The organism is Sporomusa acidovorans (assembly GCF_900101845.1).
Lineage (GTDB): Bacteria > Bacillota > Negativicutes > Sporomusales > Sporomusaceae > Sporomusa > Sporomusa acidovorans.
The window spans coordinates 86637-110197 of record NZ_FNAM01000012.1; the positions used below are offsets into that span (position 1 = coordinate 86637).

General features: G+C 45.0%; 18 protein-coding genes and 2 pseudogenes. 17 read left to right on the top strand and 3 right to left on the bottom strand.

What is annotated here, in order from left to right:
* Nucleotides 1–8: 8 nt before the first annotated feature.
* The 6 genes from BLR65_RS10520 (at nt 9) to BLR65_RS10545 (ending at nt 5412) form a co-directional block, all read left to right on the top strand.
* Nucleotides 9–641, top strand: coding sequence for a TetR/AcrR family transcriptional regulator (locus BLR65_RS10520; RefSeq protein ID WP_093794151.1), 633 nt, complete (start codon nt 9–11; stop codon nt 639–641).
* Nucleotides 642–869: 228 nt separating this feature from the next.
* The gene (locus BLR65_RS10525) at nt 870–1817 is read left to right on the top strand and encodes an alpha/beta hydrolase (RefSeq protein ID WP_093794152.1); all 948 of its coding nucleotides are present in this window, start codon (nt 870–872) and stop codon (nt 1815–1817) included.
* 33 nt (nt 1818–1850) lie between these two features.
* Nucleotides 1851–2387, top strand: coding sequence for a MerR family transcriptional regulator (locus tag BLR65_RS10530; RefSeq protein WP_093794153.1), 537 nt, complete (start codon nt 1851–1853; stop codon nt 2385–2387).
* Between the two features lie 71 nt (nt 2388–2458).
* Nucleotides 2459–3655, top strand: coding sequence for an MFS transporter (locus BLR65_RS10535; RefSeq protein WP_093794154.1), 1197 nt, complete (start codon nt 2459–2461; stop codon nt 3653–3655).
* A gap of 162 nt (nt 3656–3817) precedes the next feature.
* Nucleotides 3818–4159, top strand: coding sequence for a PadR family transcriptional regulator (locus tag BLR65_RS10540; RefSeq protein ID WP_093794155.1), 342 nt, complete (start codon nt 3818–3820; stop codon nt 4157–4159).
* Nucleotides 4150–5412 carry an FtsW/RodA/SpoVE family cell cycle protein gene (locus tag BLR65_RS10545; protein ID WP_093794156.1) on the top strand — a complete coding sequence of 421 codons (1263 nt, stop codon included), beginning with the start codon at nt 4150–4152 and terminating at the stop codon, nt 5410–5412. Before BLR65_RS10540 ends, BLR65_RS10545 begins: the two co-directional genes overlap by 10 nt.
* Nucleotides 5413–5570: 158 nt before the next feature.
* On the opposite strand, the pseudogene BLR65_RS10550 reads toward BLR65_RS10545, so the two are convergent.
* Both BLR65_RS10550 and BLR65_RS31780 read right to left on the bottom strand, forming a co-directional pair.
* Nucleotides 5571–6166: pseudogene (locus BLR65_RS10550) on the bottom strand (IS91 family transposase); the annotation flags it as partial.
* Nucleotides 6167–6187: 21 nt separating this feature from the next.
* Nucleotides 6188–6262 (bottom strand): annotated as a pseudogene (locus BLR65_RS31780) (hypothetical protein); the annotation flags it as partial.
* Nucleotides 6263–6376: 114 nt separating this feature from the next.
* On the opposite strand from BLR65_RS31780, the gene BLR65_RS10560 reads away from it, so the two are divergent.
* Together BLR65_RS10560 and BLR65_RS10565 are read left to right on the top strand one after the other, a co-directional pair.
* Nucleotides 6377–7180 carry a transposase gene (locus tag BLR65_RS10560; protein WP_245692687.1) on the top strand — a complete coding sequence of 268 codons (804 nt, stop codon included), beginning with the start codon at nt 6377–6379 and terminating at the stop codon, nt 7178–7180.
* 185 nt (nt 7181–7365) lie between these two features.
* A complete protein-coding gene (locus tag BLR65_RS10565) occupies nt 7366–9159 on the top strand; it encodes a C69 family dipeptidase (RefSeq protein WP_093794159.1) in 1794 nt (597 codons plus the stop codon).
* A gap of 857 nt (nt 9160–10016) precedes the next feature.
* Here BLR65_RS10565 and BLR65_RS10570 read toward each other — a convergent pair.
* Nucleotides 10017–12059 carry a sigma-54 interaction domain-containing protein gene (locus tag BLR65_RS10570; protein ID WP_169716916.1) on the bottom strand — a complete coding sequence of 681 codons (2043 nt, stop codon included), beginning with the start codon at nt 12057–12059 and terminating at the stop codon, nt 10017–10019.
* Between the two features lie 498 nt (nt 12060–12557).
* Here BLR65_RS10570 and BLR65_RS10575 point away from each other — a divergent pair, with 498 nt between their 5' ends.
* From BLR65_RS10575 to dcuC, 9 genes are all read left to right on the top strand, one after another.
* Nucleotides 12558–15239, top strand: a complete 2682-nt coding sequence (locus BLR65_RS10575; RefSeq protein WP_093794161.1) for a molybdopterin-containing oxidoreductase family protein — start codon at nt 12558–12560, stop codon at nt 15237–15239.
* Between the two features lie 2 nt (nt 15240–15241).
* Complete coding sequence (locus tag BLR65_RS10580) at nt 15242–15817, top strand: 4Fe-4S dicluster domain-containing protein (protein ID WP_093794162.1); 576 nt, start codon at nt 15242–15244, stop codon at nt 15815–15817.
* 4 nt (nt 15818–15821) lie between these two features.
* Complete coding sequence (locus BLR65_RS10585; RefSeq protein WP_093794163.1) at nt 15822–16703, top strand: dimethyl sulfoxide reductase anchor subunit family protein; 882 nt, start codon at nt 15822–15824, stop codon at nt 16701–16703.
* A gap of 66 nt (nt 16704–16769) precedes the next feature.
* Nucleotides 16770–17456 (top strand): TorD/DmsD family molecular chaperone, encoded by a 687-nt coding sequence (locus tag BLR65_RS10590; RefSeq protein WP_211285166.1) that lies wholly within the window; start codon nt 16770–16772, stop codon nt 17454–17456.
* Nucleotides 17457–18050, top strand: coding sequence for a 4Fe-4S dicluster domain-containing protein (locus BLR65_RS10595; RefSeq protein ID WP_093794164.1), 594 nt, complete (start codon nt 17457–17459; stop codon nt 18048–18050).
* The gene (locus BLR65_RS10600) at nt 18047–18931 is read left to right on the top strand and encodes a 4Fe-4S binding protein (protein WP_093794165.1); all 885 of its coding nucleotides are present in this window, start codon (nt 18047–18049) and stop codon (nt 18929–18931) included. The genes BLR65_RS10595 and BLR65_RS10600 overlap by 4 nt, the downstream gene beginning before the upstream one ends.
* An 8-nt stretch (nt 18932–18939) precedes the next feature.
* On the top strand, nt 18940–20106 hold the full coding sequence (locus BLR65_RS10605) for a 4Fe-4S binding protein (protein WP_169716917.1): 1167 nt from the start codon (nt 18940–18942) through the stop codon (nt 20104–20106).
* A gap of 595 nt (nt 20107–20701) precedes the next feature.
* A complete protein-coding gene (locus BLR65_RS10610) occupies nt 20702–22036 on the top strand; it encodes a helix-turn-helix domain-containing protein (RefSeq protein ID WP_093794167.1) in 1335 nt (444 codons plus the stop codon).
* 274 nt (nt 22037–22310) lie between these two features.
* Nucleotides 22311–23561, top strand: a complete 1251-nt coding sequence (gene dcuC, locus BLR65_RS10615; protein ID WP_093794168.1) for a C4-dicarboxylate transporter DcuC — start codon at nt 22311–22313, stop codon at nt 23559–23561.

Here is a 23561-nt window from a genome sequence, read left to right on the forward strand (position 1 = left end):
GTGCGAAAATGACTATCAATAAAACTCTTGGCGAAACCCGGATGGAAAGAAAAAAAGCCGAAATGAAACAGAAAATTATTACGGTGGCAATGACCCTATTTAAAGCCCAGGGAGTCGACGCAACTACCATGGAGCAAATCGCAGCGGAGGTAGACATTGCCAAGGGGACGCTATATAATTACTTCCCTGTCAAGGAGGCCATCATTGACGAATACATCAAACAAACTTTCCGGGATAAAAATGCCGACAGAGTCTGGCAGCTTGAAAAACTGCCAGACACCCGCACGCGCATGACTGCAATTTTCAGCGAATTAATCGGAGGAGTGCAGTCGCAAAAAGATATCTTCGAAAAGTATGTTATCTACCGGATGCAGAGTATGGCTTCCTTCCACCAGGAGGACAGCGAAAAAAGTGGTTTTTACCTGGTGGCTACCGAAATCATCAGGCTTGGGCAAAAAAGTGGCGAAATCAGAGATGATCTGCCACTGTATATACTGGTGGAACTGTTCGAATTTGCCTTTATTGAAGTAGTAAAGCAATGTTACCTGGAAACAGAAACGTTCAACGCCCAAGAGGCTATTGAGCAGTGTGTCGATCTCTGTATTCATGGAGCCGGACGGAAAGCCACTGAACAAATCTGATACGGGCGGGCATTGTAACAGTCAGCTACTTTGTAGGGAGGTTTACTTATGACTGATCAGCAACCAATATCAGGTTACAACCCCGTCGCCGGATCTTTTTGCTGATACTATTGACCAGATCGATATTATGGAAGTGATCAAAACCGGACAAGAGGAAATCGTCCGCAGAAAAAAAGAATACCTGGAAAAGGCCGGCAAGGCCAAAGGGTGAATAGAGGGGGAATAGTTGTGCCCAGTTTGCGGGGTCGCTTATTTAAATTTTTGCTGCAGAACCGGCATTTATTGCAATTTCAATGGAGAAAGAAAATCATCGACTGGAGTCAATATGAAGCAATACTAAATTTTCGTAAAGAGGTGGAAGCAGGAGCCGAAAGATTTGGCAAGGTACCAAAGAATATCGTAATATCGCCTGTAAATATAGATGGTCTTTATGCCGAATGGCTTATACCCGAGGGAGTAGCAAAGGACAAAATAATGTTATATTTTCATGGCGGCGGGTATGTATGTGGCTCGTGCAAGTCCCATCGTTCAATTACTTCGAAGTTTGTAACAGGTAGTCAGACCGGTGCACTGCTGTTCGACTATCGCCTGGCGCCGGAGCATCCTTATCCCGCGGGATTGGAAGACGCCTTAAAAGCATACCGCTGGCTTCTTGATGGGGGGATTGAACCTTCCAGTATAGTATTTGTGGGAGATTCCGGCGGGGGAGGTTTATTATTAGGCACTTTACTTGCCCTGCGTGATCAGGACACGCCTTTACCGGCTGCGGCTGTGGCATGCTCGCCGGTTACCGATTTGAAGTGTGCCGGAGAATCTCATCGGACAAAAGCTAAGCTGTGTCTGTCCCCGGAAGGCATGGCACTTGCTATAGCAAGGCATTACGCGGGAGATAAGGGATATGAAATACCGTATGCTTCACCACTTTACGCGGAACTTCATGGTTTGCCGCCACTTTTAATCTATGTTGGTGAAGACGAAATTCTGCGCGATGACTCAACTCAATTCGCAGCCAAGGCAAAAGCAGAAGGGGTCGACGTAACTTTAAGGGTGGGTGAGGGTATGTTTCATTGCTATCCCGCCACGGCTCCCCTTTTTCCTGAGGCTACTGAAGCAATGAAGGAGATTTGCACTTTTATAAGGAGAATGTTGAAGATTGAGTCAAACCTGAAAGACTAGTGGAAATACTTTGGCGGGAATTGGAGGGAGTTCATGTATTCCATAGGTAAATTATGCCGTGAGTTTAACCTTTCTAGAAGTACTCTTCTGTATTACGATACCATTGGATTATTAACCGCTTCTGAACGTACTCGGGTTAATTACAGGCAATATTCGGAAGAGGACAAAAAACGCCTGGGGAAAATATGCGCTTTTCGCGAAGCAGGAGTGCCTTTAAACCAGATAAAAGATATATTTGATACTGGAGGTATGGATGAGAGTAATATCTTAGAGAGACGCTTAAATAAGTTGAACGAGGAAATCCGGTATTTAAGATTACAGCAAAAGTTGATTGTTGAAATGCTCAAAGGAAAAACCCCAACTGACAGAAAAATGCTGATGGACAGTCAAACATTTGTTTCAATACTCAAATCCGCGGGGCTGGATGATGAAACATTGAATTATTTACATGTACAGTTCGAAAAGAATTCACCGGATTCTCACCAGTTTTTTCTGGAATTTTTGGGATTGGCCGACGAAGAAATAAAACATATCCGGGGGTGTTGCCAGCAAGAAGAAAGAAGAGCCTGAAATACTTGACCTGACTATAACTTTATAGTTTATGATGATGTCTATAAAGTTATAGAAAGGTCGTAATAAACATGATCAACAGAAACTTTACTTTCCTTTGGCTGGGAAAGATCATATCCCAGTTGGGAGATAAGTTTTATGCCGTCGCGCTTGCGTGGTGGATTCTGCAGAAGACCAACTCTCCTTCTATCATGGGATTTTTTTTATTGGCATCAGTGCTTCCGGGTATTCTCCTCGGGTTTTTCGCCGGGGCGCTGACTGACCGCTGGCAGCGGAAAACAATGTTGATTGTAACCGACATTATTCGGGGCTGCCTTGTACTGGCCATATCTTATCTGTCAATGATCGATGCACTCAAAATCTGGCATGTTTTTTCCATCGGGTTAGGTTTGTCCCTGGCTACGGCCTTTTTTGACCCAGCCATACAGGCGATTATTCCGGAAATAGTCGAAAAAGAAAAATTGACCAAAGCAAATGGCATGAGCCAGATGGTCGGTGGTATCTGTACGGTAGCGGGACCACTGCTGGGAGCGTTGGCTGTAAGCGTTTTTGGCCTGACATTGGTGTTTTTCGCCAACAGTATTTCTTATTTTGTTTCTGCATTTCTGGCCTGTTTTCTAATAATAGACAAGGTTTATCAAGAACCCGGCGAAAAGAGAAGTGTCTGGAAGGATATGCATGAAGGTGTTTGCTTCATCAAGAAACAAAAGCGGATAGCTTTTGTTTTGAAAATTATCGCTTTAGCCCATCTTTTTGTGGGGAGTTTATCGGTTTTGCTGCCGTTTTTGGCAAATGGGCTTGAAGGCTGCGGAGTGAACAACCTCGGCTACCTGGAAGCGATGATAGGGGTCGGATTGGTTGCGGGATCAGCATTTATGAGTGTGAAAAAGAAAGCTTCCGTAGACGAGCGGACGTTGGTTTTATTTATCATGACGGTGGGGTTTTGTTTTATAGCAATCAGTGTTTTGCAGTTTTTGAGAATACAAACCGTGTACATCTATATGTTAATCATGATGGTTATTGGTACCAGTATTGCATTTGCGGCAGTCTTCTGGCAATCATTGCTGCAAAACTATACGCCAGACCATATGACGGGAAGAGTGTTCAGCGTATCGACATTGGTCGGCAATACGTCGCTTCCGCTTGCTTACGGCATATTCGGTGTATTGTTGAACTTAAGCTCCATCTATATTTTGACAGCGGCATGCGGCGCGTGCTTGATAGGTTTAAGCTCTTATTATATTTTCAAAGCAAATGAATTTAGGTAGAGCTCTGGCCGCAGTATTGCTGACAGCGACGAAATGGCCGGGAGCCGGAGAAACCTATATCATGCAAATTGTGGTTGCAAAAAATTGAGAGGTGTATTATCATTATACATAGATATACTATGCATCGAACCACGATGGTTTCTGAAGGAGAGGGATTCTAGAGTGAGGATCAATAAGGAGCTGCTTAAAGGAAGTACGGTTATCCTTATTTTGAAATTGCTGGAACGAAAACCGATGTACGGTTACGAAATGATCAAAGAGATGGAGAATACTTCAGGTGGGGTGTTCCAATTTAAGGAAGGTACGCTTTATCCCATATTACATTCGCTGGAGCTGGACGGGATGCTTGAGGCTTATTGGTCGGATGCCCAGGGGAACCGACAGCGAAAATATTACCGGCTGACCGAACGGGGCCGGTCGCAGCTTGAAGAAAAAAGGCGGGAGTGGGTTATATTCCGCTCGGTAGTGGAACAGATTCTCGGGGAGGCGATTGTATGTCTTTAGAACAAAATCGTTTGGTGCAAACCTATCTGGATGCAGTATGTGCGCAAATAAAATGGCGTGAAGTGCACGGGGAGGTGAGGTCGGAGCTGTTGTCCCACCTGGAAGAGATTGCTCTGGAACTAAAAAATGACGGTCTGCCGGAGCAGGACGCCATCTCGACTGCTATATATAGAATGGGGGATGCGGTCGACTTAGGTCGGCAGTTCCAGCAAACCCATGCGCCGCAGAGGAACTGGCCATTGGTTGGTGCTATTGCCTTACTGAGTTGTCTGGGCTTGGCGGTAATGCATATACTGGATACAAGTGGTGTGCTGCCAGGACCGCTGCACCTGTTTGTCAAAAGCGTGATTTTTACCGGTATCGGAATCGCGATGTTACTTTGGCTGCACTGCTATGATTTTAGAAAGCTACGCCCCTACACTCCGCACCTCTATGCGGGTACAATTCTGCTTTGGTTAGCCGTCCTGATGCTGGGACCGTCTTTGGATGGAAAATCGTTTTTGGCTTTAGGGTCTGTTTCAATCGGTGGTCAAAATCATAGCCTTTTCATTAACTATATCGGCATTACGCCATTTTTCCTAACTCTTGCGCTGGCAGGAATCTTCATCGGCAAAGACTGGACAAATAGGCCATGGACGATGAAGGCCGCTTCGCTTTTGATCATTCCGGATTTCCTTTATATGATAAGCGGCACTGCTTATCTTGCGGTGGTTTTTACATTAATATTTGCTGTTCTCATGGCTGTGTCCGGTGCCCCAAAGATACGGATCATCGGATTCCTGCTGATGCCGTTTGGTTTATTTCTGATCAAGTTGGCTCTCATTGTGGATAATTTGAGTCTTTTTCATATCATCCGTTCTGCGGATTTGTGGGGGCAAGGCATTTCCATGCCGAAAGCTTTAACAGCATTTCACACCGACTTTGTCTTTCTTTACTTAGTTCATAAGTTCGGCTGGCTGGCAGGTGTCGGCACTGTCGCCATAGGGTGTGCCATATTGCTGGTATTGGTTCGTGCAGTGCGACAGATCAAGGATCAATATGGGAGAATGGTTGTGGCGGGACTTGCGGCTTATTTTACCATCAATTTCTCCTGGCATGTGCTGATGTCGCTGGGGCTGGTACCCGTTGCATCTGTAAGCCTGCCGTTCGTAAGTTTCGGTGGCTCGCAAACGGTTGTAAACTTGGCAGCCACCGGGGTGATTTTAAGTATTTACAAGCGGAAGAATCTGCGAAATCAAATCATGTGGTTATAATGATAATCTACTAACCCTAATGGCTTCGCTTATGGTAAGACCAGCTATAAAGAGCCAGCGTATAAACATAATCATTAATGCTATAGATACAAGAATATATAATTTTTTCCACATTATGGTGATGAACCCTGAAAGAACGAATAGACTAGTTTTAGCTTTCATTTAGTGCACACAGGGCAACGGGTTACCTCTTTGCCAGTAAGAATCGATAAAATTTTTGTTGTAGTAAGTCCTTCGAATTTTGCTCGGTATAATGGACTGCCGGTTAATTGCCGGCAGAGATATAACTTCGTCTGTTTGTTGCGGTTGGAGAGCAAGCCATAGTGTCTGATTTTGACAAATCCTTTGGGTAATACGTGCATGAAAAAGCGCCGGAGAAATTCAATGCCAGTTAGGGTTAGTTTTTTTGTCTGGTTGTTGTGTTTTCGGTCTTTTACAGTAATCGTTACGATATTTTCATCCATAGCGGCAATCCGGCTGTGGATAGGGCTATACGATGGGTATATCTTCCCAGATATTTGACAACTGCCACCGGCCCGGAAAATGTCCGTTTGGTATAAGAGTACCGGTTTTTTTGATAACACTGATCCAGCAAGGCTTGAAAGCGCTTGGGATTTTGATATTGCTTGGCGTCGCTATAAAATGCCAGTAAATTTTGGTGATAGTACCGTTTCAGATGATGCAGAAATTTGCCGCGAAACTTTTTTGATACTACTTTAACGGGAACAAAAAACTTTTTATTCGTGCTTTGCCAGTTGGTTATTAGCCTATTTAATAAGGTATTACGGTGTATAAATAGATGTGATGATGTTTCGGAAAGCTTTCTGCCATAAAAAAGATATATGCCCAGTGTATGTACAAGTTCAAGTTCCCAAGGGTCAGCCTATAATTCTCTGAATTTTTGGATGGCAATAATAAGTAATGTTCTGTTTTCAGGCAAAACAAGGGGACAGGGATATTGTTTTTGTCTGAGAAAATTGATATAATTTTCTCAGAGGTGAAAAAAGTGGCAAGAAAATCGAGAGAAAAAAGCAACAGTGGAATATATCATATCATCTTACGCGGGATCAATCGTCAAAGCATTTTTGAGGATGATGAAGATCGGCTGAAATTTATCAAAGACCTTGCGAAATATAAAGAGATCAGTCAATGCCGAATATTTGCCTATTGCTTAATGGATAATCACGTACACCTCTTACTAGAAGAAACACAAGAGTCTATTAGTATGATGATACAGCGGGTCAGCTCAAGTTACGTTATTTGGTATAATCGTAAACATGAACGATGCGGTCATTTATTTCAAGAGAGGTTTAAAAGTGAAGCGATAGAAACAAACAGTTATTTTTTAATGGTCCTGCGATATATCCACCAGAACCCTATAAAGTCAAAAATCATAAACGATGTAGCAGCCTATCAGTGGAGTAGTTATAATGAATATGTAAAGAGTGCGCAACTTGTTGATAAAGAATATGTATTAAGCATGTTCTCGGACCAGACAGAGGAGGCGGTTGGTCGATTTGTACAGTTTTTACAAGAGGTGAATCACGATGTCTGTTTGGAAGTTCCGGAAGCTAAAGTGAAAGTCACCGATGAATTTCTTCGTGAAAAGGTCAGACAGCAATTTGGCATTGATGCAATAAAGATTTGTAATGAAGAGAGGGAAAAACAAGACCACATATTGCGAGTCCTAAAAGCAATTGGTGGTATCAATATACGCCAGATAGCGCGGATAACGGGACTATCGTCGACACGGGTTTGGAAAGTTTGAAACAAAACCCCTGTCCCTGTGTTTCCATACTAGTTAGTCAATGAAGACTCTTCAGCTTTTAGCAGGAGAGTCTTTTGTTTTAAAGGTGTAAGAATGGACAAAGTATCTCAATTAGGGGAGGGAGAGATTGATAAGCAAAAATAATAGGAAGTAATGTTAAGATTAATTGAAGAGGGGGACGGACAGTGAATTATAAACGTAAAGCATTTTTTCAGCGTATTTCAGTTTGTAGCATTATTTGCTGCATCGTATTACTAATTTCCGCTACTGCATTTGCCGCAGCACATAACAGTTATCAGGATGGGCTTGAATTCGGACGCCTAAATTCGGCAGCGATTCAGTCTAATATTGATGCATTGAAAAAAATGGCGGATGAACACACGATAAATATGACAACTGTTATGGAACAGGCCTATCAAGATGAAGAATTGTACAATAAAATAATGCCGGATAAGGTACAATGGATGCACGGTGTTGCTGAAGGGGCCAATCTACCCTATGAAAAATTATTGGTATTAAACTCTGTAGATCGAAATATTACTGGATTCCAAGGTGAATGTACGACCTTTATGGCTCAGGGTTCTGCTCTAAAAGGCAGTAAAGGAACGATAATTTCAAAGAACCGTGACCAATCGGCTGCCACGCTGTCTGAGATTGGTCTGCAGGAAAAAGCCCGTCATAGTTCTGATGAAGTATACCAGGCAGCTTATATTGACATTCCCCAAGTGATCGAAACCTACAAATTTGTCGGCTCGCGTACAGCAGGGCGCTGGGGTTATGGCATGGGAATCAATGAATTCCAGGTAAGTGTCAGTGATAACGACTCCACTAGCCGCGATATCCTAGAGTTTAAAAAAGGTTTGCACGATAATGATGTAGTGCGGCTGGTCCTCGAACGGGCGAAGACAGCCCGTGAAAGGGTGGATGTAGTCGCTAATCTGGTAGAAAAGTATGGTCAGTCTTGGAACGGCATTATGTTTGAAATAGGCGATCCCAATGAGTTGTGGATTGTTGAAGTTACCGGGCACCGGTGGGCGGCTAAAAGGTATGTAAATACGATAACGGCCCGTTCCAACCAGTATGAAATTGGCGATGACTATGATTTATGTTCAAAAGATTTAGTTTCCTTTGCTGTCGAACAAAAATGGGTTAAAGAAGGTACGCAGAGAATAAACTTCCGTAAGGTTTACGGTACACTGGAACTTTATCCCGAAAGTAACGATAATTTTGCTAAACGTCCTGCTGTTGAAAAACTGTATAATACCGAAATGCGTTATCAAAGAGCGATGGAATTATTGACAAAAGCTAACGGGCAAATCGATGCGGGTATTTTAATTCCGTTTACCCGAGACCATTATGATACATACAAACTGCCAAGCGGCAAAGTGATTGATATGCATCAAGTTCCCTTTTATAGCAGTGATGCCGTTGACTGGTATAATAGGGAATGGATGCCTGAGTGGCCTAAGAAAGATACGATTGAAACTTCAATCTATATTCGTGGCATTTGTGGGCACGATTTAGGCTGGGGAGCAACAAGCTCAACGGGGATGATGATATCCCGGCCCGATGTTCCCAATGAGCTAGGTGTAATGCTTCATAGCTTTATGCAGCCTTGCAATAGCACCTATATACCATTTTACGTAGGAATGACTAAGCTTGATCCGCGATATAGCACCCCCAAAGCTGCTTACACCTTCCATAATATTGCTATGCGTAGTTTTGGGTATTACAAGCTCTACCACGATGGGATCCGTTTAGCATTTGATCCCTACGAAAAACAACTATTATCAGATATGCCGGCATTTGAGCAACAGTATATGGAACTTAAAAAATCCGGCAATGACAGCGAAGCTCAGAATGCTATTAATAATTTTGTCGCTGAAAAGTGCAACAGTGCTTTAAAAGCTGCAGATAAAGCGCTGGATAATATGGAAGAGGCCGCCATAAGAAATAGTCAATGGCAGGCTAGACAGTAACAGGGAAATGATGAGTAGCTTTGACTTGGTAAATAGTTTTCTATCACTACCATGGATAACTAACCTTTAAGGGGACGCTATATTTTTGGGTGACCAGAAAAATATATAATTTTCAAGATGCAAGACCTCCTATAGCAGTCATTTATGTCCTGACATAGGAGGTCTTATTTTTCTTCAGGGTTGGAGTTTATTTTTACTTACCTATCCGTTGAATCTTCTCAGCTAGAATGAAGAAGCGTCCATCACCCAGCCAGTGTGGCCATGCCGCGCAAGGGGGGACAGAAGGAAAAGATTTCATGTTCCGGCAGTTAAAATACAAAACTGGAATAGTCGCTTAACTGCTGTTTAGAAAACTTGGAAAACAAGGGGACAGGGATATTGTTTCTGCCTGAGAAAATTGATAATTTTCTCAGAGGTGAAAAAAGTGGCAAGAAAATCGAAAGGAAAAAGCAAACGATGTCTGTTTGGAAGTTCCGGAAGCCAAAGTGAAAGTCACCGATGAATTTCTTCGGGAAAAGGTCAGGAACTGTTAGCAGAGGGCAAGGATGTCCGCCGCAAGGGACACCGGGACAGATTTCTTGTCCCGACAAAATAAGATCACAAAGCAGCAGTATGTGTTCTTACTTTTAAATTTGCTGTGGATAGGTCAACGAAAGATAACCTATCCACAGCTTTTTTGGTTATAAGGAAACCTCAGCTATGCTGGGGAGAGGGGAAGCGATTTGAACTATTGGACGGTTACTATAGAAAAAATAAAAAGGAGCCTATTCCAGGATGTTAATTTTTAAACATTAAACATCCGAACAAGCTCTACAAGAAAACGAAAACGTATTACTAGGAGCTGCTATTTAAGACAGCTAATTAGTGTCCTTTAGTGGAAAATTATATGCACGAAGCCTTCTGTATAGTGTACTACGGCTCAAACCCAATATTTTTGACGCCTTTATCAGATCGTTGTCAGTATAGGCCATAACATCCATGATAGCATTTTTCTCCAGTTCACTTAAAGGTTTAAATCTGCCATACTTTGATGAAGAATCTGAAAAGCCAACCACTTCATCAGGTAAATCGCATAGTTGAATGACTCCATTTTGTGCTATATTTACGGCCAAAAACATGGCACTTTTGAGCTGCCTGATATTTCCAGGCCATTCATATTGTGTTATTTTTCTCCAAACGGCTGGGTCCACATCACAGATTGGTAATTTTAATCGAAAACACTGCTGTTTAATGAAAAATTGAGCAAGCGGAATAATGTCAGTACTTCTTTGCTGTAAAGAGGGTATTTCTATTTTACAAGTGGCTAAGCGATAATAGAGGTCTTCGCGGAAAGTTCTTTGCTGTACCATTTCATATACTCTTTTGTTAGTTGCGGCAATTACTCTGAAATTGACGGGTATATATTTATTTCCCCCGATACGCAGAACACGTTTATCTTCTAATACGCGTAGTAGGACGGCTTGCAAATCAAGCGGCATATCACCGATTTCATCGAGAAAGAGTGTTCCACCATTAGCCATCTCTACTTTACCAATACGCCCATTTTTATCAGCACCGGTAAAGGTACCTCCTTCATAGCCAAATAATTCGCTTTCAATAAGATTTTGCGGTATCGAAGCGCAATTAATAGCAACAAAGGGTTTTTCAGGTAATGCTTCATTGTGTATTGCTTGAGCGAACAGTTCTTTCCCGGTTCCGGTATCGCCAATTAGTAGAACGCTCAAGTCGCTATAAGCAATTTTGTTGGCAAGCTGCTTTGCTTTAATTATCTTAGGATTCTCTCCCAAGATATCTTTAAAGGTGTGTACAGCGCTAAATCCTTCAGTTTTTTCGTTAGTTATAGAAGTTTGTTTAATACTGCATACCCGTATGATTGCTCCCGCTATATCATTTTGATCAATTAATAAAGGTTCAACCTTCAAGACACATTGCTTATTCCCATTGACTCCATTAATAGTAGCTGCAACATTGGCTGTGGAAATCTTTCCGTGTAATACGCCGGATACTTGAGAAAAATGACCAAGCAGTTCAGAGTAATGCCTTCCTTTTATTATATCAGAATTTAATCCAAGCAATTGTTCGCCGCCTTGACTTATATAGCTAATTTCTCCTCTGTGGTCAATAAATAGCAAGCCATCATTGACCATGGATAAGGCAGAGTCCAGAATACTACATTGAACCGCCGTGTGAAATTTATGGCTGGCTTGGGCTAAAGCTTCTTCAATCTTTCTGGCGGTTGAAAATTGCCAGGCAATTAGCCATGTGAACAATGCTTCTTCTTCTTTCGTATGTTTGTATTTACGATAATAAGGGATAGTAAAGACGGCGGCTACATTATCTTTTGCATCATGGATAGGTACGGATATAACTACATTTCCTTTTTGCAAGACATAGTTATAGGTTTCAGGTCCGACTGTACATACAGGTTTTCCAAGAGCTGCACTTAGGGAGTGCGCTGCTGTGCCTACAGCTTCCTCGGATATATCAATTCCGGGAGTTTTTAGTTGTGCTACGCACGGGTTATGTACAGAAAGTAATATGCCATTGCGGTCTGTTAAGCCAAAGGTATAGGGAGAATTTTTGGAAATAAAACGTAAGCCTTGAGTAATTATTGGCTCAGCCACATGCAATAGTAACTGATTGTCTTTAAGAACCTTTTTAAACTGTGAGGGCTTGAGTAACTTTTCACGCAGTGAAGTTTTGGGCAAAATACCGCGCTGCTGAGAACGTAACCATGATGACGCTATCTCTTTACGAATTAAAGTATTATCTTGGGGAAGCTCATTGAAATTGATGAGTCTTTCTTTGTATTTAGTTATTTCATCCAATTGCTGAGGTTGTAAATGCATAAAAGACATTAGTTCCTGAAATTCGCTACTTGTCTCTAAAACACTATTCATCCAAGACAACCTCCCTATAGTTTTAAACATACTTTTCCCAAAAATCAAGTAAGAACTTTTTAGAATGAAATGATTGAGCTAGCTTTCTATAAATGTTATACCTATATTCTTTATTATTTGTCAAGCAAAAATAAATTAAGATCTTGTCTCGTGTCAAAAAGACAATTCAGTCATTATTAACAGAGTTCAAATTGAATTAAATGTTAAAAAGGCTAATTATATTAAATCAAAATGAACTAAGATATTTAAATGACGTAGAAAATTGTAATAAATAATAGCTTTTTTTCAAAAAAAACAGCGTTTTTTTGAAAAAAGATCTAAATTTATTGGCATAATTTTTGCAAATAAAAAATTAACGCAGGCCTAATAGCATTGTAGAGGCTAAGAACTTTACGAGGCGATACACGGGCCAGAAAGGGGTTTGCAGAAAGGGGGAGAGTGGTTCAGACAATGTACAAAAGATTTCATACTTAATTATTACGGTAGAGGAGAGAGCAGATGAAACAACTAGTACTTAACAGACGCCAGTTTCTCAAAGCGACTGCCGTAACCGGGATTGCGACAGCGCTTGGTGGTTCATTTAAAACAGGGTTCACGCAAGGTGAAGCTGTGAATAGTGCACCAGCAGCAGAGACAAAGATCATTAAGACGAACTGCAGGGCATGTATTGCCAACTGTGGTGTTCTTGCACATGTCAAGAATGGTCGCGTAGTCAAGCTCGAAGGTAATCCCGAATATCCTATGAGCAAGGGAGCTCTGTGTGCCAAAGGGCTTGCTGGCATACAGGCCCTTTATCATCCCAATCGCAACAAGTATCCGATGATAAGGGTTGGTAACCGCGGTGAAAACAAATGGAAGCGCATTTCATGGGATGAGGCACTCGATACGATCGCTAAGAAACTCATGGAGACTCGCGAAAAATATGGGGCGGAAACAGTGTTTTGCTCCACCGGCGGCGGCGGAAATCCCGAATTTTGGAGCATTCCCCGTTTTTGCAATGCCTTCGGTACACCCAATTGGTTTGAGCCTGGTTGTGCACAGTGTTACCTGCCGCGAACCTTAACTTTTGCGCTGATGTATGGCGGCCCTGATACCAGTATCGCTGACTCAAACTGTCTGGAGATTTATGACCCTGACGATACGCCGATGAAAACATTGGTTATGTGGGGAACAGACCCCTCCTATTCCTGCCCGGCTGGTGGAGGAGGTGCCGTGGCGGAGCTTCGTGCCCGGGGAGTACGTACTGTGGTTATCGATCCGCGTCTAACTCCGGATGCAGCAAAGGCTGACGTTTGGTTGCCTATCAGGCCAGGAACAGATGTGGCGCTTATGCTGGCCTGGACCCGTTATATTATCGACAAAAAACTCTACGATCAAGACTTTGTTTTGAAATGGACAAATCTTCCTTATCTTGTAGACGTCAAGACGCAAATGTTGCTGCGGGCCAGTGAAAATGCGGAGGGGACTCCGGATACGTTTATGGTATGGGACACAAAAACCAATTCGGCGCAACCCCTGGCCTATCCATGGAACGACAACCTTACCCCTGCTCTCGAAGGTACCTTTATGATAAATGGAGTGGAATGCAAGACTGGCTTCCAACTACTCAAGGAGCGGTCCGAGCCTTATACTCTTGAAAAAGCAGCGGAGATTTGCTGGCTTGATGCAAATAAGATCGAAGAAGCTATTAAGCTTTACGCGCTAAACTCACCTGGCGGTATCAGCCTGGGCGTTGCGACTGACCAAAATCCCAACTCGGTGCAGGCCGCTATGGGTGCAGGTACTCTCAATGTGCTGATGGGCAACGTGGAAAAACCAGGCGTATTGATGAATCGATTTAAAACGAGCGGAATCGCGCCTATTTTCACCTATATTGTTCCGCCTGCCTTAAAACTTCTTTCGGAAGAACAACTCAAAAAACGTTTAGGAGGCATAGAGTATAAGGGCCTTCTCCAATGGTGGGCCGCTCAACCTTCGGCAGTCCTTGACGCAATTCTTACCGGTAAACCTTACAAACCGCGCGTATGGCTTGATCGGTCCGGTAATAAGTTTGGCGTGCTTGCAAACAGTTCAGCATGGGTGCCAGCCCTTGAGCAGCTCGACTTCATCGTTCACATGTATATGTATCCTACCTCGTTTTCGACTTATGCAGATATTCTGCTCCCCACCACAGAGTGGTTGGAAACGAATATGCCAGTTGAATCCATGAATAAGGTTTTCGCCCGACAGGCTGTGACCCATCTCTGGGAAACAATGGACGAAACGTTAATCTGGTCTAAGTTAGCCAAACGTTGCGCGGATCTGGGGCATGAGAATTGCCAGAAGGCTTTTGATCTCGATTTTATGGGCAAAGACCTTCCTTATTGGAACAGCATGGAAGAGCTTCTGGATATTTTTACGAAGTCTGCGGTCAAAATGAACTGGAAAGAGTTCGCACAAAAAGCGCCTATAGAATACCTGCCGATGAAGGAATACAAAGAGTACTATGTTTATAAGAAAATTGATCCTCAGACAGGACTGCCGGCAGGCTTCAACACACCTTCTAAAAAGCTTGAAGTTTATATGGAAAACATGATTATTTTGGGCAGGACGGGAAAACCATTTAGTACATATCCCTTGCCCCCTGCTTCGAAGGACTATAATCCCCTGCCGTACTTCCTGGAGCCTCACGAAAGTCCACTGGAAGGCAGTGAACTTGCCAAAGAATTTCCGTTGGTCATGACGAACGGCAGAGTCCCGGTTTATCATCATGGAACATTACGGAATGTACCTTGGCTGAGAGAAATTTATCCTGTGCCTGAAATCTGGATTAACCCCAAGACTGCAGCTAAATATGATATTTCCCAGGGAGATTGGGTCTATGTAGAATCAAAACGCGGCAAAATTCAGGCAAAAGCCTGGCTGACAGAGGGGCAGCATCCGGGTGTTGTTTATATGGAGCGTTTTTGGAATCCAGAGACAATGGATACGGAAACTCGTGGTTGGCGTGAAATGAACGTCAACATACTTTCCAAGAATGATGCGCCCTTCAATGATGTTGTCGGTACCTATACGCTCAGGGGATACCTTGTCAAGATATCAAAGGCCGATGGGCCGCCGAAAGGCGTTTGGCTGAAACCACAGGAGTTCAAGAAATGGCTTCCTGAACCATCTGATCCCACAAAAGAGGTTGAGGTGTAATTATGACGCAAAGAACTATGGTAGTTGACTTGGATCGCTGCATCGGCTGCAAATCTTGTGAGGTGGCGTGTAAACAGGAAAACGGAGTGATCCTTGGCTGTACGTGGAATAAAGTGTTGACAGTGGGGCCTACCGGTATGTTTCCCAAAGTAGAAATGTACTTTTTACCGACAATGTGCCAGGAATGTAAGGATGCACCGTGCGTTAAGGCCTGCCCAACCGGGGCGTCCTATAAGAATGAGGATGGAGTTGTCCTTATCGATAAAGAAAAGTGCATTGGTTGCCGGTATTGCATGATGGCCTGCCCTTACGGCGTCCGTACCTTTAACGAAGAGACTAAGGTAGTGGAAAAGTGCACGCTGTGCACCCAGTTGCAAGCCATTGGCGAGCAGCCGGCTTGTGTAAAAAATTGTCCGGCAAAGTGCCGGTTTGTGGGCGACATCGACGATCCGAACAGTGATGTTTCCCAAGTCATTCAAAAAGCTGGCAGCGAAAATGTGCATGTTCTGCCGGATGTAGGGAACCATCCTTCTGCCCGGTATATATTGCATAGCAAAACGGCCACATGGAAGGAGTGATAGCATGAATATTCAATGGCCATTAGTTTTCTTTACATTGTTTATCGGGCTTGGCTGCGGAACCTTTGCTGGCTCTGTTATCTTGACCGAATGGTATGGCAAGGCAAAACAAATTAGAACCATCAGTTCGCTGATTGCGATTGTGTCAATTGGCGTCGGTGGCGTGTCAAGTACCCTGCACTTAGGCCATCCGGAGCGAATGTTTGGTGCGTTGGGTCATCCAACTTCCGGCATCTTCATGGAGTCAGCGCTGAGCTTCCTGTTAGGTCTGGCCATTATTATTTATCTTTTGGCACTCAGGAGAAACGCTGCTGCTGCAACCTGCAAAGCGATCGGAACCGTTGGCGCGGTACTGGCGGTCGGACTTACGTTTGTTAACGGTGATGCCTATGTGATGGCTTCCATACCTGCCTGGAACACATGGATTCTGCCGGCATTTTATTTGACCTCAGCAGCGGTTATGGGTTGCTTCAGTATCGGTGTGCTGCTTGCACATACAGTAAACTACAACACAACGATGACAGCGGAGACGGCAGCAACAACAGAACCCATAGCAGCAAGCGGCATGATAAAACAGGCGACGCTGATTGCCCTGGCCGTTCAAGCGGTGGTGCTCGTGGCGTACTTGCTACACATAGCCAGTGCGCCTTATCCTGATGTGACTCGATCGGTCACGCGGGTTTTGGCCGGCAATCTGGCTCCCCTCTTCTGGGGAGGAGTGGTGCTGCTCGGTTTACTGGTTCCTACAGCGCTGATGACGAAGTTTTATACGAAAAATAATGAGGGGTTCCCGGTCAAGCTCGGCTTGGCTGCCGTTCTGGCAGCGGGCGTTGCCTTTCGAGCCTTGATGTTCTTACTCGGAAGTAGTATTAAGCAATTTTTTTAATGATAAAAGTGGGGAAGAGGTTTTGCATCTCTTTCCCAACTGTAATAAAAACAGTGGGGGAAGAACGTGGAGAAATTAGTAGAGTACTCAGCAATTATGGAAAACCGAGAAAATTTATACCGTTTTTTGGGACGACTCTATAAAGTTGAAGTCGATCAGGCCTTGCTGGACCAGCTAGAAGGCCTGTGCTTTCCTGTTGAGTGCGGCGAAGACGAACTTGCCGCCGGCTACCGGCTGCTGGCAGGGTATTGTCAACAGCTTACGGGCGATCCGTTGACCGATCTGGCCGTAGATTACGCAAGGGTGTTTCTGGGGGCAGGAATAGCCGGGAACGAAGCGGCCTATCCATATGAGTCTGTTTATACAAGTCCTAAAAGGTTGATCATGCAGGAGGCGCGCGATCAAGTGATGGCAGCCTACCGCGCAAAAGGCTTGAGCAAGCTGGAAACGCTCGATGTTCCGGAAGATCATATCGCCCTGGAACTTGAATTTATGGCGTACCTATGCCAGGAGACGCAACAAGCTTTGTCTAGGCGGGACTGGCCGGCAGTTGCAACCTGTCTTAAGGAGCAACGGGATTTTTTTGTCCAGCATTTACTGAATTGGGTTCCGGCGTTCTGTGCCGACATCGAGAAGTATGGTGAGACTAAGTTCTATAAAGCGGTTGCGAAAATTACCAAGGGCTATTTGCGTTTGGAACGTACCCTAATGGAAGAACTCATCGAGGAAATAGTTGTGGAGGTTGGTGCATAAATGACCTCACGGCGCACCTTCCTAAAAATAACCGGAGGAGCGTTTGCCCTTGTTCTCGGGCTGGGAGAAGCCGCAAAGATTCTGCCCCGTACAGCTCTTCTCCGTCCGCCGGGGGGACAGGACGAAAACGCGTTTATCGCGAGATGTCTACGCTGTGATCGTTGCCGGAGTGTTTGTCCCACAGCGGTGATCGGTCTGGCGAATTTAGCGGACGGCATCCTGGACGCGCGTACGCCCGTGATGAAGTTTCATCTTGGGTATTGCAATTTTTGCAATCAATGTGTTGCCGTCTGCCCCACGCAGGCATTGAAACCTTTTGACAGGGAGACGGTGAAGATTGGTCTGGCGACAGTGAAGAAGGACATTTGCATCGCCTGGGATGCCAGCGGCTGTACGGTGTGCATGAATGCGTGCCCTTATCAGGCGATCCTGCTTGACGGACAAGGCCGGCCGAGCGTTGATCCCCAGAAGTGCAACGGCTGCGGCATTTGCGAGAAGGTCTGCCCCGCACTGGTGATGCGATCATACATTGGCGGCAATGTGCGCGGAATTGTCGTCACACCCATTGCCACGAGAGGGGAGGGCCGCGTATGAATAGGCATAGAACAAGGACGCTTAGATTGGCAACCATGGCGGCCGTAGTGATCATGCTTGTGATTGGTGCGGTCAGAAATGCCGGCACCGGGTCAATTTCTGCCTTCGGTGTGGAGAATATCGCCGCGATTTGTCCTCTGGGCTACCTGGAAACAGCGCTTGCCGGCCGGGATATCATGCCCCAATTGCTCATCGTTTTTCTCGTGATTGCCGGACTGACCGCCTTGCTGGGGCGTGTCTTTTGCGGCTGGATTTGCCCCATTCCGCTAGTGCGCAAATTATTGGTCAATAGAATTGACGAAGGCCAACAGGCTGCTATAAATAGCAGCTGCCCTGATGAGGCGGAGCAGCCGGTTCTTAAGGAAACTGCGGCAGCAAAGGCTTCCTGCCTGCAAAAGGGTTTTGACGCTAAGAAAAATTCAACATCAGGACTCATGATTCTTGGTGTAACTTTGGGGTCTGCCGCCATTTGCGGTTTTCCCGTATTCTGTTTGATCTGCCCGCTAGGACTAGTCTTTGCGACCTTGTTTGCCTTGATCCGTCTCATTCATTTCAACGAGCCGACAATGGATCTCATCGTTTTTCCCATGATAGTCATTGTTGAACTTGTGCTTTTGAAAAAATGGTGCAGTAAATGGTGTCCTGTCGGCGCTTTGCTCAGCCTCTTCAGCAAGTTCAACCGTAGTCTTGTGCCTACCGTGGACCGTTCCCGCTGTCTGGAAGAGGGCCAGGGTAGCCAGTGTCAGCGCTGCCGCAGTGCCTGCAGCTTTGACGTGGATCTTAAAAACGGCAAGGGAACAGGCGGTATCAGTGAATGTACCAAGTGCCGCGAATGTGCCGATACCTGTCCGGTGCAGGCGATTCGATTTCCCTGGAGGTGAATACTTACATGCTGTCTAAACTTGAACAATTTTCCAAAGCCTGCGCCAAGCTTGGCAAGCGCGGGATCGTCATACAGGACAAGCGGTGTCTGCATAAGCGACATGTTCACAGCTCCTGCCAGCTCTGTGCAGCAGTGTGTCCCCATGGTGCCATCACCTGTTCAGCGGGCATTACCCTGCTCGCTGAACAGTGTACCGGCTGCGGTGCCTGCACGGCGGTCTGCCCCAGCGGGGCGCTTGCTGCTAAGCTGCCTTCTTTTCAAGAATTACGGTCACTTGTCGCCCGGCATGTGGCCTATTCGGGAGCCGTCGCTTTCGCTTGCGAGGCCTATCTTACCTCTCATCCCTCCGAGCGCCGGCGCGTCATCGCTGTGCAATGTACCGCGCGGTGCGATGAAGCCGTTCTTGTCGATGCGGTTCTGCGGGGCGCAACCAACGTGGCGATCCTCAGTGCCGCTTGTGCGGATTGCTCACAAACCAAGCTTTGTGAGCTGGTTCAGACAATGGCGGACACGGCTAACCGGTTATTGGCACGTTGGCAGTATCCTACCGTGATTGCGCTTACAGAGAAGATTCCGGCGAACATTAAACCTCTGCCTGTTAGCGAAGGCGAGGCGACAGGAATGTCACGGCGAGCTTTTCTTAGCGCCTTTACGAAGCAAAGTGCGAGTTTGTTTACACAGGTGCTGCCGGAAATGATCGCTGGTGCTGATGAACAACAACCGGAAAACAGTAACGTACGGCAAAATCCACTGGAAGAGTCGAAGTATTTACCGGATAAGTGGTCCTCATTGATTAATTTGCTAAAACAACTGAAAAACACGGCGGACCCTGCGAATTTTTCCAGCAGACTCTGGGGAGATATCTGCCTGGCTGATAGCTGCAATGGCTGCGGGGCTTGTGCAGACGCCTGTCCAACCGGGGCCCTGATGACTGGCAGGCAGGAGAACGCTTGGAGTATTTCCTTGGATGCGTCGCGGTGCACACGGTGTGGCTTATGCCAGGATGTCTGTTGCCATGAAAGTATCAAAATGATCCCGACTGTCGCCCTAGACACACTGCTGGCCCAAGGGCCGCGGGTACTCATCATAAAAAAACAAGACGATATCGATCAGTTGTTTGAGCCGATAGACCGGCGCATGGCTCGCTTGTTGGGGTGCGAGGCAAAGAATTGAGAAAGAATCGAAGTTAAAATATCTAAAACTAAATGGAAAATGAGGAGAAAATAACATGAGAAAACAAAGTGGGTAATGTTAAGGTAGGTGGCGAAGTTCCTTCACTGCTGTTTTGTATTTTTTTTTGAAGACTCAGAAGACTCATGGGGACAGTTTAGACGATGCAATAACGAATGAATCAAAACCGTTCGAAATCATTGAAAAAGTCAATATAAGGAGTGTATCCTCTTTATGATATATGTATGCAAACAGACCGGCGTTCAAGGATGAATTGACAAGGGTATAGGCTCATTCATTTTAAATGGAACAGGGGGATAGGAAGGTAGTTTAACTGATATTCAAAGTATGGACAAAAAAAGTACGGTAATTGCCAAAGAACTGCTTACATAAATAGCGCCCCGTTAAAAAAACCGCGAATTTCGCGGGCTTTTTGCTGTGTATTTTCGGTTCACCCCTATGCGCAAAAATATGAAAATAGGTTATAATGGAAAAGCGAGTAAGAAAAGGCGCGGTAGAGTTTTAACAAGAATGCCCGGAGGCATTTAAAGACTGTGCCATTGAGATAGAAAAAGAATTGGAGATAAAAAAGAAATACATGGAAAAAATTCGAATGGCTATTGTCGGGCCTGCCGATTCGGTGTCTTTAGCCTACGCGGTAGCATTGGAACGAAGCGATATCTTATCGCCGCAGGGTATCGTCTATCAGGACGCAGCGCAAGTTCCGGAAATTATGCGGGCACGTTGTCCGGAATTTGATATGTGGTTATTTTCGGGTATTGTGCCGTACCACTATGCTCTGTCTGTAGCCACTCATAAGCCGTTGTTTTATCTTCCACATACCGGTTCTAGTTTATATCGGGCCCTGTTTGAAATCACGTATATTAAAAATTTGAAGCTGCATAGAATTAGCTTTGATACATTTAGTCAGGTCGAGGTAGAAGAAACTTTTAAGGATATAAATCTACCGTTGCCTACCATATATGTTAAACCGTTTTCCGACGTGGCTTCGGCCAAGGAGTTTGCGAATCATCATTATGAACTATGGCAGGCAGGCAAGATCGATATTGCCATCACTTGTTTTTTGGCAACGTATGAAAAACTAAAAGAATTAGGGGTGCCCGCTTTTCGTGTTTGGACGACGCGGAGCAATATTCGCACCACGTTGGATGTGGCAATAAATTCCTGCCTGGCACAACGCTTTAAAGGCAGTCAATTGGCAATACAACAAATTGCGATTGATGAATACGATAATATAGTACGTGCCAGTTCAAGCTATAATGTAAAGCGTATGGAAATGTGTTTATACAAGATTTTAGTCGATTATGCCGAAATGTTGAAAGGTTCTCTCGTAAGCCGGGGCGATGGCCAGTATACTTTGTATTCTACTCGTGGCATATTGGAAGACAGCACCCATGAACTTACCGTTATTCCTATACTGGAAGAAATATCCTGCCAGGTAAAGGGGGCGGTTAGCGGCGGCATTGGTTTCGGTGTTACGGCCTATGATGCCGAACAAAATGCATTTCATGCACTGGGTATCGCCCAGCAGAAAGGCAAAGGGCTATGGATGGCGGTAAACGATGAGCGGGAAGTGATCGGCCCCTTAAGCTCGGCAGTGTATCTTAAGTATTCCGTGCAGGCGGATGCTGCGGCCTGCAAACAGATGGCTGATCAGCTAAACCTTAGCGTCACTACCGTCAACCGGTTGCTGGCAGTGATTGATAAGTTGGATAAGGATACTATCGGGGCAGAGGAACTAGCCGTCTATCTGAGCATTACGTCCCGCAGCGCCAGAAGAATCTTAACGATTTTAGTGGAAAATGGCTTGGCTGAATTTGCAGGAGAAGAGATGCTTGCTAAGGGGCGACCGCGTAAACTCTATAAAATCAACTTACAGTTACTGCTGGAGCATTTACATCATGAAGATTAATTTAGCTAAAATATATTGACAAGGGCCATAAAAGCAAGTATGCTATTTACATAGCAACGGAGCTCTCGTATTTATACGGGGGCTTTTGTTTTCAGTACGAGTAAAAGCTCGTTTTTTAATTGCTATTTAAGGAAATATCCGTAAATAGACTGAAAAGAAATGACGGCATGCAATTACTCTGTTTGTCTGATTTGCCAAAAAAGACGGAAAGGAGAAGGTCTGCAGAGATAAGGAGTAAACAAAATTCATAGCGATAAGGGGAGAGGTGTTTGATATGATGCTTACTATTGGTGTGATTTTGGTCATTATTACAATTTATTTTTTGGTCAAACGTTACGATGCGCGCTTAGTGCTTTTAGTATCTGGTATCCTTATGGCCTGTGTGGCTGGCACCCCTATGGCTGCTTTGAACGCTTTTGCCAAAGAAATGACAAATGCCGGCTTAATTCAAGCCGTATGTTCCGTTATGGGCTTTGCTATGGTTATGCGGTTTACCGAATGTGACAAACATTTAATCAATCTGATGGCCAGTGGTTTGGGAAAAGTTCGCCCGCTTTTAATTCCCGGCGTGGTGGTGGCTACCTATGCGGTAAATGTGGCCTTGCCGAGTGCGGCCGGAACAGCGGCGGCGGCAGGCGCAATTTTTGTACCTTTAATGATGTCTGCAGGTGTGCATCCTGCCATTGCGGCGGCAGCGGTCAAGTGTGGTACATACGGCAGTATGCTTAATCCAGGTTTGGCGCATAATCCGGTTGTAGCAAAAATTGCCGGCGTCGGGGTTATGGAGGTAATTGCCTTTCAATTCAAAGCCAATGTTGCGTCACTGATTGTTGCTGCGATTTTAATTACCGTTATTGCCTACTATAAAAAAGAACACAAGGGATACCACGCGGAAGGACTGGAAGTCGATAACACTTTTAAAGTCAATTTGCTGTATGCTCTGATGCCGATGTTTCCGATTCTGCTTCTCCTTTTAGGGGCTACCCTGGTACCTTCTTTAAAAACTGATGTGCCACAGGCTATGATTATCGGCTGTGCACTGGCTCTTTTAGTTACCAGGAAAAATCCCATCGGACTTAGCAATGCCTTTTTTGACGGTATGGGTAAAGCATACGGTGAAATAATCGGCATTATCATTGCGGCCGGGGTATTTGTGTCCGGTTTGACCGCGATGGGGCTTGTTAAGGCGTTCATCGATGCTATGCTGAATAATCCGGCAATTGTTAAAGTGTGTGCTGCCGTTGGTCCTTTTGTCCTGGGGTTTGTCGTTGGCTCCGGCGATGCGGCGACAATGGCCTTTAATCAGGCAGTTACGCCGCATGCGGCCGATTTTGGCATGGGAACCGTTCAAATGGGCAGTATGGCTACCTTGGGCGGTACGCTTGGACGTACGATGTCGCCAATTGCCGGCGCTACTATCATTGTAGCCGGTATTGCCGGCATTAACCCGATGGAAGTTACAAAGCGTAACTGGCTGCCGATGGTAGGAGCTATGATTATCGGTATGGCCCTGTTGATGTATTAA